The 12021-nt window shown below is 64.1% G+C and carries 11 protein-coding genes; 8 read left to right on the top strand and 3 right to left on the bottom strand.

Annotated elements, in window-relative coordinates; genetic code table 11:
• Window positions 1-8: 8 nt before the first annotated feature.
• From ASE26_RS12770 to ASE26_RS12745, 6 genes are all read left to right on the top strand, one after another.
• On the top strand, window positions 9-2849 hold the full coding sequence (locus ASE26_RS12770) for a DUF4132 domain-containing protein (RefSeq protein WP_156409933.1): 2841 nt from the start codon (window positions 9-11) through the stop codon (window positions 2847-2849).
• On the top strand, window positions 2846-3889 hold the full coding sequence (locus tag ASE26_RS12765) for a hypothetical protein (RefSeq protein WP_057246357.1): 1044 nt from the start codon (window positions 2846-2848) through the stop codon (window positions 3887-3889). The genes ASE26_RS12770 and ASE26_RS12765 overlap by 4 nt, the downstream gene beginning before the upstream one ends.
• A gap of 74 nt (window positions 3890-3963) precedes the next feature.
• The gene (locus ASE26_RS12760; protein WP_055938748.1) at window positions 3964-4725 is read left to right on the top strand and encodes a hypothetical protein; all 762 of its coding nucleotides are present in this window, start codon (window positions 3964-3966) and stop codon (window positions 4723-4725) included.
• A 45-nt stretch (window positions 4726-4770) separates the two neighbouring features.
• The gene (gene nudC, locus ASE26_RS12755; protein WP_055938745.1) at window positions 4771-5583 is read left to right on the top strand and encodes an NAD(+) diphosphatase; all 813 of its coding nucleotides are present in this window, start codon (window positions 4771-4773) and stop codon (window positions 5581-5583) included.
• A 49-nt stretch (window positions 5584-5632) separates the two neighbouring features.
• Window positions 5633-6199: a GTP cyclohydrolase I FolE gene (folE, locus tag ASE26_RS12750; protein ID WP_028102807.1), complete on the top strand. Its 567-nt coding sequence runs from the start codon at window positions 5633-5635 to the stop codon at window positions 6197-6199.
• 3 nt (window positions 6200-6202) lie between these two features.
• A complete protein-coding gene (locus ASE26_RS12745; protein ID WP_055938742.1) occupies window positions 6203-7564 on the top strand; it encodes a thioredoxin family protein in 1362 nt (453 codons plus the stop codon).
• Here the strand turns inward: ASE26_RS12745 and ASE26_RS12740 are convergent.
• Window positions 7561-8496, bottom strand: coding sequence for a LysR family transcriptional regulator (locus tag ASE26_RS12740; protein WP_055938739.1), 936 nt, complete (start codon window positions 8494-8496; stop codon window positions 7561-7563). The two genes, ASE26_RS12745 and ASE26_RS12740, sit on opposite strands and share 4 nt — an antisense overlap.
• A gap of 101 nt (window positions 8497-8597) precedes the next feature.
• On the opposite strand from ASE26_RS12740, the gene ASE26_RS12735 reads away from it, so the two are divergent.
• Complete coding sequence (locus tag ASE26_RS12735) at window positions 8598-9599, top strand: aldo/keto reductase (RefSeq protein WP_055938737.1); 1002 nt, start codon at window positions 8598-8600, stop codon at window positions 9597-9599.
• On the opposite strand, the gene ASE26_RS12730 is transcribed toward ASE26_RS12735, so the two are convergent.
• Complete coding sequence (locus tag ASE26_RS12730) at window positions 9596-10474, bottom strand: LysR family transcriptional regulator (RefSeq protein WP_055938735.1); 879 nt, start codon at window positions 10472-10474, stop codon at window positions 9596-9598. The genes ASE26_RS12735 and ASE26_RS12730 overlap by 4 nt on opposite strands.
• 108 nt (window positions 10475-10582) lie before the next feature.
• Here ASE26_RS12730 and ASE26_RS12725 point away from each other — a divergent pair, with 108 nt between their 5' ends.
• Window positions 10583-11518: a zinc-dependent alcohol dehydrogenase family protein gene (locus ASE26_RS12725; protein WP_055938732.1), complete on the top strand. Its 936-nt coding sequence runs from the start codon at window positions 10583-10585 to the stop codon at window positions 11516-11518.
• 3 nt (window positions 11519-11521) lie between these two features.
• Here the strand turns inward: ASE26_RS12725 and ASE26_RS12720 are convergent, their stop codons facing one another.
• Window positions 11522-11959, bottom strand: a complete 438-nt coding sequence (locus tag ASE26_RS12720; protein WP_055938730.1) for a hypothetical protein — start codon at window positions 11957-11959, stop codon at window positions 11522-11524.
• Window positions 11960-12021 lie beyond the last annotated feature (62 nt).

The following is a 12021-nucleotide window of genomic DNA, read 5'->3' as shown; positions in this document are numbered from 1 at the left end:
GAGATTTCATGGCAAGACAAGCAAAAGCGGACCCATTGCTGGCCGCACCGGACGGTAAAGTCCACTGGACCAAAGGCATGCAGGAATGGCTTGATCTTTTTGTAGAAGATCCAGGCTTGTTCCTGCCCGGCGCCGGCTTTGAAGAACATCATGCGGCGCACAAGGCTTTGCTGGGGAAGGACAACTGGGTGCCCTCCGCCTTCCGCCTGCTGCAGGTGTACGGCGTTGATGCATTGCCGCTGTTCGTCGACTGGATCGCATCGAAGCGCTATAGCCCGCCAGCGGTGCAGACGGCGCTGCTGAATATTCATAGTGAGCAGGCTGTCGACGCGGTAGTCGAACGGCACCGCAGCGCCGAGTTCCGGCCGCTTGTCCTGAAGCTGGCAAAGAAATGGCCCGTCTTCGTCCTGCGCAAGCTGCTGGACGTGAATCCGGCAAGGAAGCAGCCCGCTGCCTTGCTGATCCAGGAAATCCTGAACCAGGATCCTGGCTGCTTGCCGCTGCTGCGGGAGCACGCCAGCGAGGCGCAATCGAATACGCTGGTGCGTCTGCTTGAAGTTGCCGACGCGGCGGAAGAAGCTGAGCCGGCGGAGTTTCCGCCGGTGCTGCGCGAACTGCCCTGGGCGAACCGCGAGCCTTCCCGTGTTCCATCGCTGTCCCTGCAAGCAATCCATGATGTTCCAGGTATCGATTGGTCGAGGTGGAAAGGCTACGAAACCCTGAAGGTGGACGGACCGGATCTATCGGATCTCGCATACTCGGAAGCGGTACTGAAACGTTCGGAAATCGCGTCCGATATGCCTGCGCACGCCAGCTCGTGGGACCTGGCACGGAAGTCGTTATGGGCCATGGGACTGGATGCCGGCGCGATCGAACGCGCGATCGCCTCTGAATCGGTGCACGAAGATGATTTCGCAGTGCGTTCCGGCAGGTACTGGGATTGCGTCTCGTTCTTGCGTTTCCTGCCCCCGAATCTGGCTCTCTCGGTCTTCAATAATATTCCGGCTGAGGGCTTGCGCAGGGGGTATCGAATGCCGGACAAGTTTGCCTGGTTCGGCGCCGCAAGCCTGCCGCGCTTCATGCATCTCTATCCCACGGCATCCATTCAGTCGATGCTGCTGGCTGCTTGCTTCGACTGGGATGCACTTGCGATGTACGTCGCCAGGGGCTTCTACGCTAACCGTTGGGTCAAGCAGGAAGCCGGCGACTGGCTGCTCGCTTACCCGGCCGCTGCCGCACGCGGTTTGCTTCCAGCAGCATTCGGGGAAGATCCCGCCGAGCGGTTTATCGCGCAGAATGCCGTGCGCCACCTGGCTGCCAACGGCCAGGTGGCAGCCGTGGCGGAGCAGGCGGCACGCTACGGGAGCGCCGCGGAAGAGGCCTTGCGCATCATGCTGTCCGAACCGCAGCGCGAATTGTTGCCTGAAAAGCTCCCGGCGCCGCCAAAAAGCGTGCATGTGCCCGGCCTGCCGCGCCTGTACCTGAAATCGAACGGCAAGGCGCTGCCGATCGGCTCCGTGCCGGATGTCCTGACCATCATGGCGCTGTGCAAGCAGGACGCTCCGTTCAGCGGCCTGCTCGCGCTGCAGGAAGCGCTGACGCCGGAATCGCTCGCCAAATTCGGGCAGGCCCTGTTCGAATGGTGGCGCGACAACGATACCCCGCCCAAGGAGCGCTGGATCTTCTGGATGCAGGGTGTCATCGGCAACGATGAAACCGCGCGCCAGTTGAATGTCGCGTTGAAGCAGTGGCGCGCGGCACTGGTCCGCGTGCGCGCCTACGATGCGATGGAAATGCTGGTGCAGATCGGCTCCGATGTCGCCTTGATGTACCTGCACCAGTTGAGCGAGCAAACGCGCTACAACGATTTGCGTGAGCGTGCGGTGGGAATGATGGAGGACCTCGCTGAGCAGCGTGGCCTCAGCATGGAGCAACTGGCTGACCGCACGGTGCCGGACCTGGGCCTGGACCAGAATGGCCGCCTGGCGCTGGATTTCGGCCCGCGTTCCTTCATCGTGCGCTTCGACGAGCACTTGCTGCCGTATGTATGCGACAGCGACGGCAAGCGGATCAAGGACCTGCCCAAGCCAAACAGCAAGGATGATGAAGCGATTGCCAAGGCTGCCTCGCAGCGCTACAAGGACCTCAAGAAGCAGGCCAAGAACGTCGCCAGGGCCCAGGTCAATCGGCTGGAAGACGCCATGTGCGGGCAGCGCCGCTGGTCGGCGGAGGAATTCGAAACCCTGCTGGTGCGGCATCCGCTGCTGCGCCACCTGGTCCTGCGCCTGGTGTGGGGCAGCTACGACGCGAGCGGCAAGCTGCTCACCCTGTTCCGTGTTGCGGAAGACCTGAGCTATGCCGACGCCAGCGACAATGCCTTGCAACTGCCGCTCGATGCAAAGCTCGGCATCCCGCACCGCCTGGAACTGGCGGATGCCGATGCGCAGGCGTTTGCGCAGCTGTTTGCCGACTACGAAGTCCTGCAACCGTTCGAACAGCTGGGCCGAGCCACCTACCGCCTCGACGAAGCGGCGCTCGATGGCAGCACCCTGCCTGAGTGGCAGGACCGCAGAGTGAGCACAGGCGCCCTGCTGGGTCTTGAGAACCGCGGCTGGCAGCGCGAGGTTGGGGACGGCGGCTGCATCGATTCGTTCGTCAAGACGCTGGACGGCGGGAAGACGGTCTTCATCACCCTGGAAGGGGAGTGGTTTGTCGGTGACCGTGCCGACCCGACGGCGATTCATACGATTACGCGCTGCGGGCTGGGTGGAGCGCAGTGGCGTACCTTGCCTCCGGTACTGGTGAGCGAGATCCAGCGCGACCTGCATCAAATGTACTGGACCAAATGAGCTACGATTTCGAGCTGATCCAGCGGCAGGTAGCCCTGGTGAGCTACGGCAGCAGGTTCCTGCGCAAGAAGCTTGCGCTCGAGGACTGGTACCGGCACGGCATCTTCTTCGGCGCGCGGCTGCAGTTCAGGGACCGTGCGGGGAATGCCTTGCTGGCCGACGACTTCACCCGCTGGCTGGACGTCCTGGCGCAAGCCGGGGCCACTGGGCTGTCGCTGCATCCGGTAGAGCTTGTGGGCATCGAGGTGCCTCAGACCCTGGCCCGATGCACGCAGGTGGTAGCGGTCCACTACCCCGACCGCTACCAGCTTTGGGCGGTCGGCACGGAGCGGGGCGCGTGGGAGGCAGGAGGCTGCGCGGGCAACGTCGATTGCTACCTGTTTGTGGCCGAGCGGCCAGGCGGGCTCGATGTGCCGAATACGGACTGGAAAAAGCTGGCCAAGGCAATCGCCGCCGATCTTGATACCCCGGTTCCTTCGGACGGGGTGCCGGCAGCGCCTTTCTGCGTCGAGGCCAGGGAGAGCGCGCCATGGTCGAAGATGCCGCTGTTCGTTGCCACCGGCGCCGATTCGCTGGCACACCGGGTGCTGGCGACGCTGGACCGGCGGCAGGGGCAATTTGCGAACGACATGAACCCGAAGAATGACAACAGCCATTTCCAGCACCTGGACGAGACGGGCGCCGCGGCCATGCAGCACTGGGGCGAGCGGCTCGATAGCTGGATAGGCGAAGTCCTGCTGCGCGCCGCCAATATCGATCATGGAAGCGTCGAGTCGCATAAGGAAGAACGTTTGCACGGCGCGCCGACGCCGCTGGATCAAGTGCCGGCTGCGGCCCCGCCCGCGCCATTAAGCCTGCCGCCCGTTGCCGAAATGCCGCCGCCGGCGGAGCGCAAGTGGACGCGCCACATCGGGCTGGCCATCGCGATTGCCGTACTCAGCGTGCTGGTCATCGCCTTCGCCCACATCATCGCCCGCTTCCCCTGGCTGGCCGTCGTGCTTGTCCTGCCGTGGGTGCTGTATATGCAACAAAGGAAGTAGTTAAGCTGCGGTTGTAATTGACAGAAAATACACGACAATTCATGATTTGATATTTATTTCCACTGGGAAAAATCATGTTCATTGTTTGGGGGCGCAAGATTACGCGCCGTGCATTGGGGTATGTCGCGGATTTCTGCGGCGTTTGCAGGGTGCCGCGCGCTTTCCGCATGACCCGTCTCGGCTCGGTAGGCCATGTTTATTACATCAGCTTTGGCGAAGGAAAACTGGTCGGGCACCAGCGCACCTGCACCAGTTGCGGTGCATTCAGCGACGCCGACCTGAATGCCTATGCCGGCGTATCGAAGAGCTCCGGTTCACTGGAATCCCTGAAGCGGGAAACTTACCCTGGCCTGGATGCCGCCCTGGAGCAGCGCCTGGCACTTGAAGTGCGCATGCAGGCCGCGCCGCACCTGTTGTCGGCGGAAGAGCGCCTCGGGCTGATTTTCTCACCGATTAACCTGCTGTCGCCCAAAGTGGAAAAGCACTTCGCGACCACGCATATGGACGGCGGTGTGGCGCTGGCAATCGCCGGCGGCATCGGCCTGTGCTTCATCGTTCCTGCCATTGGCGCCGCCATTTCATCGGAATATGGCCCGCCGGGCTTCCTGCTTGGCATGGCGCTGGGCTTCGCCCTGCTCATCTGGCAGCTCATCGCAGCCGGGCCGCGCTTCATGCGCAAGGAAATCCTGCCGCTGCTGGCGAAATCGCTGGCGCCGGTGAAGCCGAGCGAGGCCGAGGTCGACCGCGCCTTGCGTGAATTCAAGCAGGCCGGCCACAAGATCGGCAAAAAGTTGACCGCGTCGCAGGTCATCGAAGCCATTCGCTCGCCGCGCTAGAAGTTCAAGTATCATCGGCCTGTTGCCAGGACTATATTAATTGCCATGCTACAGACCCCTGCCGGTTTCCAGCCCCTGATCCAATCCCTCAACGCCGCCGATATCCAGACGCTGGTCTTCCACAAAGACCGGCTGCTGCTGCGGGAGGAAAGCCTGGCCCTGCCGCCGCATGCGGAACTGGTGGCAGCCGGACTGGAACTGGCCGGAGCCATGCCGCTGGGTACCTGGGAAGGGCGCTACTGGCAGGTCGCGCAAGCGCCGCATGACACGCCGCCGTTGCCCGGCCACTCTTACGTCGGCCTGCGCACCCTGTTCGGCACAGTCGATGACGGATTGCTGGGCGTTGCAGGTCGCGCCTTCCAGATCGCCGAATGGGCGCGCACCCACCGTTTCTGCGGCGCCTGCGGTTCGCCGATGCTGCTGGCGCCCGGCGAGCGTGCCATGCGCTGCACCGCCTGCAGCCATCTCGCTTATCCGCGCATCTCGCCTGCGATGATGGTGTTGATCAAAAAGGGCAAGCAGCGCCTGCTGGCCGCGCATGCCAATTCGCCGTACAAGCGCTATACCGCGCTGGCTGGATTCCTCGAGGCCGGCGAATCGGTGGAGGAGGCGGTGCATCGCGAAGTATTCGAAGAAGTCGGGCTGCGCGTGCACAACCTGAAATACTTCGGCAGCCAGTCCTGGCCCTTCCCGCATTCGCTGATGATTGCCTTCACCGCCGAATACCTGGACGGCGAGATCGTCACCGACCCCAATGAAATCAGCGACGCGCGCTGGTTCGGCCCGGAAGATGAGTGGCCGGTGCTGACGCATACGGTTTCCATCGCCAGCGAGCTGCTGGCAGCGAACCGACCCTGAACGCTGTATACTGGTGGATTAGATTCCACATTTCACGGTCCTTGCAATCATGACTAAAGAAGTATTCACCGAAGACGATTGGCGCCGCCTGCTGGAGCACCTGGGCGAAGACCCGAATCGTCCAGGCCTGATCGAAACCCCGCACCGTGTCCACAAGGCGTGGAAACACTGGGTCTCCGGCTACGGCCAGGATCCGGCGGAAGTGCTGAAGGCTTTCGAAGATGGCGCCGAGCAGTACAACGAACTGATCGTCGTGAAGAACATCCCGGTGTACAGCCATTGCGAGCACCACCTGGCGCCGTTCTTCGGCAAGGCCACCGTGGGGTATGTACCAAATGGCAAGATTGTCGGCCTGTCCAAGCTGACCCGCCTGGTGGACGTGTTCTCCAAGCGCCTGCAGGTGCAGGAACGCATGACCATGCAGATCGCCGAAGCGCTGATGACCGTGCTGGAGCCGAAGGCGGTAGGCGTGGTGGTCAAGTGCCGCCACCTGTGCATGGAATCGCGCGGCATCCGCACCGCCGGTGAAGAAACCGTGACCTCCGCCATGCTGGGCGAACTGCAGCCTAACCTGGCAATGCGTACCGAATTCCTGGCACTGGCTCGCGAGTCCTGATCCATGGCTGACACCATCGAGTGGTTCGAAGGCGGTTTTGATGCCGCACTGGAGGGGGCCCAGGCTGCCGGCCGTCCGCTGTTCCTGTACTGGGGCGCCGCGTGGTGCCCCCCGTGCAACCGGGTCAAGTATGAAATCTTCGGCCGCGAAGAATTCCCGGCCAAGCTGCAAACCATGGTGGCGATGCAACTCGATGGCGACAGCCCGAACGCGCAGGCGATGGCCGCGCGCCTGAAGCTGCGCAGCTATCCGACCATGGTGATGTACCGTCCGGATGGCAGCGAGATCACCCGCCTGCCGTGCGAACTCGATGGCGAACTGTTTGGCGAAGCCCTGATGGCGGCGCGCTTTGCCGGCAATTCGGCGGGCGAGTCGATGGCCGCGGCGCTGGACGGCACGCGTGCCCTGTCGCCGTCTGAATGGACGTTGCTGTCGAACTATTCCTGGGATACCGATGAAGGCGTGCTGCTGCACGGCCGCGACCTGGGCGTGACCTTGACCACCCTGTCGCAACTGGCTGCTGCTGCGGTAACCGGCGAAGCGCCGGCCGCTGCGCGCCAGGTGGAGGATGCCGCCACGCGCCTGCGCCTGCATGCGATGGTGGCGCAGGCTGGCCGTGTGGTGGATGCCGCGTCGCCTGAATTCCTGTTGAAGGTGCTGGGCGATGCGCGTGTAGCGCGCGCCAATATGGACATCTTCGGCAATAGCGGCCACCAGCTGGTACGTGCCGCGCCGGCGCGTCATGCTGAACTGGCGACCGCCATGGCGAACGCCGCGCATGCGTGGGCTGAGGACATGTGGCTGTCGGCGCCGGATCGTCTGACTGCGGTGCGTTTGCAGGTGCGCATGTCGCGCATGGGTTATGCGGCGGAAGGCTTGCCGCAGCTTGTGCGTACGCGCGTGCAGCATGCGCTGGCACTGGTGGATGACAAGCATGGCCGGCATACGCTGGTCAACACGGCGGCCAGTGCGCTGAACGATGCGGGGCTGCATGCGGAAGCTGAAGCTTTGCTGCAGGCGACGCTGACGGAGTCGCATGCGCCGTACTATTTCAAGCTGAGCCTCGCGTCCGCGGCCAAGCGCCGGGCGGATCTTCCGGCAATGCTGGATTGGTATGAGAAGGCCTGGTGCTCGGCGGTGGGTCCTTCGACCCGCATCCAGTGGGGCGCGACTTACCTGTCGGCGCTGATCGATACCACGCCGGGTGATGGCGCGCGGATCGAGGCTGCGGCGGCAGGGCTGGCGCAGGATTTTGTGAATGCGCCGGATGGGTTCAAGCAGCGCAATCTGACGCAGGCGCAGAAGCTGGTGGCGAAGTTGCCGGCGGGCTTGGCGTTGGGTGACGTGCTGCGGGCGGGCATCTAAACCGGTAAACCAGGGTCAGACCCAGATTGACCGGGTTTTGGGCCCAGCCTCAACACCTCCCCCAGCCAATCCACGAACACACGCACGCGCGGCGACAAGTGCCGGTTATGCGAATAAATAATCGACACCGGCATCGGCGCCGGCCGCCACTGCGGCAGCACCTCCACCAACTCCCCTCGCTCGAGCAACGCCTCAATCCCCGGCAGCGGAATCTGCGCCAACCCGATCCCCGCCAGGCAGGCCCCCAGGTAAGCCTCCGAACTCCCCACCGACACCTTGCTGCGCACCGACAGCGTCTTCACCTCCCCATCCGCCACATATTCCCAGGGCAGGTCGCGCCCCGTCTGGCTGGAGAAGTAGTTGACCGCCCAATGCTCGCGCAAATCTTCCAGGGTGACAGGCGTGCCATGCGCCGCCAGGTAGGACGGCGAGGCCACATTCACCTGCACCATCGCCCCCAGCGGCTTGGCCACCAGCGTTGAATCCCGCAGCACCCCCGCCCGCACCGCACAATCAATCCCTTCCCCCACCAGGTCCGCCATGCGGTCGTTGGCCCCCACGCGAATCTTGATGTCCGGGTAGCGCGTGAAGAAATCCGGCAGCGCGGGAATAACGCTCAGGCGCGCAATGCGTTCCGGCAGGTCGACCCGGATCGTGCCGGACGGTTTGCGGCCGTCGGACAGGAACAGGGCATTGATGTCTTCCAGCTCATTGAGCAGGGCACGGCAGCGCTCGACGTAAAGCTGGCCTTCAACAGTCAGGCTGACCTTGCGCGTGGTGCGCTGGAGCAGCCGCACGCCGAGCTGCTGCTCGATGGACTGCACGGCATTGGTGACGGTAGGGCGGGGCAGGTCGAGCTGTTCAGCGGCCTGGGTGAAGCTTTTGCTGTCGGCCACCGCCAGGAAGACCTGCATGGCTTTCAACTGGTCCATTATTATGCGTTCCCGAATAAAGATGTAGCAAACGCCGCATTTATTGTTGGAATCGATAATAGCACAATGGTCCCTATCGAAACCCCACCTGGAGATCACACATGGAAACCCGCAAACTTGGCAGCACCGGCCCGCAAACCTCCCAGCTCGGCCTGGGCCTGATGGGCATGTCCGACCTGTACGGCCCGGCCGACCGCGCCGAAAGCCTTGCCACCATCCGCGCCGCGCTGGACGCCGGCGTCACCCTGCTCGACACCGGCGATTTCTACGGCATGGGCCACAATGAAATGCTGCTGGGCGAAGCGCTGCAGGGCCGCAACCGCGAACAGGTGCAAATCAGCGTGAAGTTCGGCGCCCTGCGCGATCCGGATGGCGGTTTTATCGGCTACGACGCGCGCCCGCAGGCCGTGGCCAACTTCCTGGCCTATTCGCTGCGCCGCCTGGGTACCGGCTACATCGACATTTACCGCCCGTCGCGCCTGGATCCTGCCACGCCTATCGAGGAAACCGTCGGCGCCATCGCGGAGCAGGTGCGCAAGGGCCATGTGCGCCATATCGGCCTGTCTGAAGTGAATGCCGAAACCTTGCGCCGCGCCCATGCCGTGCACCCGATCACCGACGTACAGATCGAGTACTCGATGATTTCGCGCGGTATCGAAAACGGCTTGCTGCAGACCGCGCGCGAACTGGGCGTCGGCATCACCGCCTATGGCGTGCTGTCGCGCGGCCTGATCAGCGGCCACTGGACGACGCAGCGCGAAGGCGAGCAGGATTATCGCGGCCTGCACAGCCCGCGGTTCCAGGGCGAGAACCTGAAGCACAACCTGGAGCTGGTCGAGCGCATGCGGGCGGTGGCGCAAGCCAAAGGCATCAGCGTGGCGCAGCTGGCGATTGCATGGGTGATGGCGCAAGGCACGGATATCGTGCCGCTGGTCGGCGCCCGCACCCGCAGCCGCCTGCAGGAAGCGCTGGGCGCGCTCGATGCGGTGCTGTTGCAGTCCGACCTGGAAGCGCTGGAGCTGATCGTGCCGCAAGGCGCAGCAGCCGGTGGCCGCTACAACGATTACCAGCTGTCGCACCTCGACAGTGAGAAGGCAGCCTAGGCGAAGACCTCGCCCAGGAAGTCGATGAACGCCTGCACCTTGGCCGCGCGCTGGTGCCGCTGCTGGTACAGGGCGGTCAGCGTGGGTCCCGGTGCCTGGTACTCAGCAAGCAATGGCACCAGCGCGCCACTGCGCAATTCCTGCTCCACCGACAGCGACAGGAACTGGCCGATGCCGGCGCCGGACTTGCAGGCTTCGACCAGCGAATCCACATGGTCGAACGCGACGCGCGACGGCGGAGTGAACACCGCGCCATCCGCGAATTGCCATTCGCGCAGGCGGCCCGCACGGGGCAGGATGAAGTGCAGGCAATCGAAGCGCACCAGCTCTTCGGGTGCGCCAGGCCTGCCATGGCGCGCCACGAAGCCGGGCGACGCGCAGCAGGTGAAGCGCGTCCGCAGCAAGGGCCGCGCCACCAGGCGCGCATCGCCGATATCCCCCAGCCGCAGCACCACGTCGTAAGCCTCTTCCACCAGGTCCACCATGCGGTCGCTGGCGCTGGCCTGCAGGGTGATGGCCGGATAGCGCTCAACGAAGCGCGGCAGGGCCGGCGCAATATACAGGCGCGATACCAGGCCAGGCATATTGACGCGCAAGGTGCCGCGCGGCTCCCGCGTTGCCTGCTGCAGGTTGGCCTCCAGTTCCTGCATGCCGGCCAGCAGGCGCTGGGCCTGTTCATAGCATTCGCGCCCCTCGCCGGTCAGCGACATGCTGCGCGTGGTGCGGTTCATCAGCTTGACGTGGAAGTGCGATTCCAGCGCGTTCACCTGGGCCGTGACCGAGGACGTGGAGATGACCAGCTTTTCCGCCGCGCGCGAAAAACCTCCCGTTTCCACGACTGCGCAGAAGACGCGCAGGGCATCGAGTTTATCCATGCTGCCATTATCCACAATTCGTGGATCCCGTTTTCAGCCGGGCCCCATTTTTCCCGCGGCTTGCACTGCCTACACTGGCATGCATTGAAACCCACAGGAGTCCTTGAAATGAAAGCCATGATTCTCGAAGCCGCCGGCAAGCCATTGATCCTCGGCGAGATTGCCAAGCCCTCACCGGCGGCGGGGCAGGTGCTGGTGCGCATCCACGCCAGCGGCGTCAACCCGCTCGACCTGAAGATCGCCGCAGGCCAGGCCGGGCATGCGCGCATGCCGCTGCCGGCAGTGCTGGGCATTGATATGGCGGGCGCGGTGGAAGCAGTCGGGCCGGACGTGAGCGGCTTTGCGCCAGGCGACGCGGTCTTTGGCATGACGGGCGGCGTCGGCGGCGTGCAGGGTTCGTTGGCGGAATATGCTGCGGTCGATGCCAGCCTGCTGGCGCTGGCGCCGCGCAGCATCAGCCTGCGCGAGGCAGCGGCGCTGCCCCTGGTCTTCATCACCGCCTGGGAAGGTCTGGTGGACCGCGCTCGCGTGAAGGCCGGCGATTCAGTGCTGGTGCAGGGCGGCGCCGGCGGCGTTGGCCGCATGGCCGTGCAGCTGGCGCTGGCGCACGGGGCGGTCGTATCGGCCACCGGGCGGCCTGCCCAGCGTGAACTGATCGAAGCCATGGGCGCCCGCTTCATCGAGCAGGCGGAAGGGGAAGAATTCGATATCGTGTATGACACGGTAGGCGGCGAAGTGCTGGACGCATCGTTCCGCGCCGCGCGCCAGTATGGCGGGCACGTGGTGAGCAGCCTTGGCTGGGGGACGCATGCCCTGGCGCCCTTATCGTTCCGGGCGGCAACTTATTCGGGCGTCTTTACCTTGCTGCCGCTGTTGTCCGGCAAAGGCCGGGCTGCACACGGCGCCATCCTGCGCGAAGCGGCGCGGCTGGTCGATGCCGGCAAGCTGAAAGTGCAGCTGAATCCTGGACGCTTCGCGCTCGCAGAAGTGAACCAGGCGCATGCCGCGGCGGGAGGCGGCAAGGTGGTGGTGGATATCGGCTGATGCCTATTGCGGCGGAGGCGCCGCAGGGGCCGGGGTGGCCTCCGCATCGAAGCGCATCTTCGACTTCTTGCTCTCCGCTGTGTAGGTCCCGAGCCTGGTGCCGGTGGCGGCGGTATTGCCGCCTTCGGCGACCAGGGTGCAGCCCTGTGTCTCCACCTGCCACACATACTTCCCGGCGCGCAGGCTCCAGACGTTATCGCCACTGGCGAACAGTTCGAACTCCAACCCTTCCAGCGGCATCTCGCCCAAGGAAATCGCACGCTGGCATTCCGGCAGGCGCGCCGCCATCAGCGTGTACTGCGCATCTTCCTTCCAGAAAAACTCCTGCTGCCGCCGCACGGTCAGCGTGTGTTCGCGCGTGCCGTCCGCATAGAAGGTTGCGGAATCATTAACGCAGCCAGCCAGCAAAAACAGCGGCACTACAATCAGGATCTTGCGCATTGGGCGATAGGGAGTGATTGGTTTGAAAGCAATTATAGCCCCCGCGCACGATTGCCGCGCAA

It is taken from the genome of Duganella sp. Root198D2, from assembly GCF_001428585.1.
Classification (GTDB): Bacteria; Pseudomonadota; Gammaproteobacteria; order Burkholderiales; family Burkholderiaceae_D; genus Rugamonas.
Note: the sequence above shows the minus strand (reverse complement) of the source record. Positions and strands in the feature narration are given on the sequence as shown.

Bases quoted from the DNA above. Each gene is read 5' to 3' on its own strand.
- ASE26_RS12770 (WP_156409933.1), top strand. From the start codon at position 9: ATGGCAAGACAAGCAAAAGCGGACCCATTGCTGGCCGCACCGGACGGT.
- ASE26_RS12765 (WP_057246357.1), top strand. From the start codon at position 2,846: ATGAGCTACGATTTCGAGCTGATCCAGCGGCAGGTAGCCCTGGTGAGC.
- ASE26_RS12760 (WP_055938748.1), top strand. From the start codon at position 3,964: ATGTTCATTGTTTGGGGGCGCAAGATTACGCGCCGTGCATTGGGGTAT.
- nudC (WP_055938745.1), top strand. From the start codon at position 4,771: ATGCTACAGACCCCTGCCGGTTTCCAGCCCCTGATCCAATCCCTCAAC.
- folE (WP_028102807.1), top strand. From the start codon at position 5,633: ATGACTAAAGAAGTATTCACCGAAGACGATTGGCGCCGCCTGCTGGAG.
- ASE26_RS12745 (WP_055938742.1), top strand. From the start codon at position 6,203: ATGGCTGACACCATCGAGTGGTTCGAAGGCGGTTTTGATGCCGCACTG.
- ASE26_RS12740 (WP_055938739.1), bottom strand. From the start codon at position 8,496: ATGGACCAGTTGAAAGCCATGCAGGTCTTCCTGGCGGTGGCCGACAGC.
- ASE26_RS12735 (WP_055938737.1), top strand. From the start codon at position 8,598: ATGGAAACCCGCAAACTTGGCAGCACCGGCCCGCAAACCTCCCAGCTC.
- ASE26_RS12730 (WP_055938735.1), bottom strand. From the start codon at position 10,474: ATGGATAAACTCGATGCCCTGCGCGTCTTCTGCGCAGTCGTGGAAACG.
- ASE26_RS12725 (WP_055938732.1), top strand. From the start codon at position 10,583: ATGAAAGCCATGATTCTCGAAGCCGCCGGCAAGCCATTGATCCTCGGC.
- ASE26_RS12720 (WP_055938730.1), bottom strand. From the start codon at position 11,959: ATGCGCAAGATCCTGATTGTAGTGCCGCTGTTTTTGCTGGCTGGCTGC.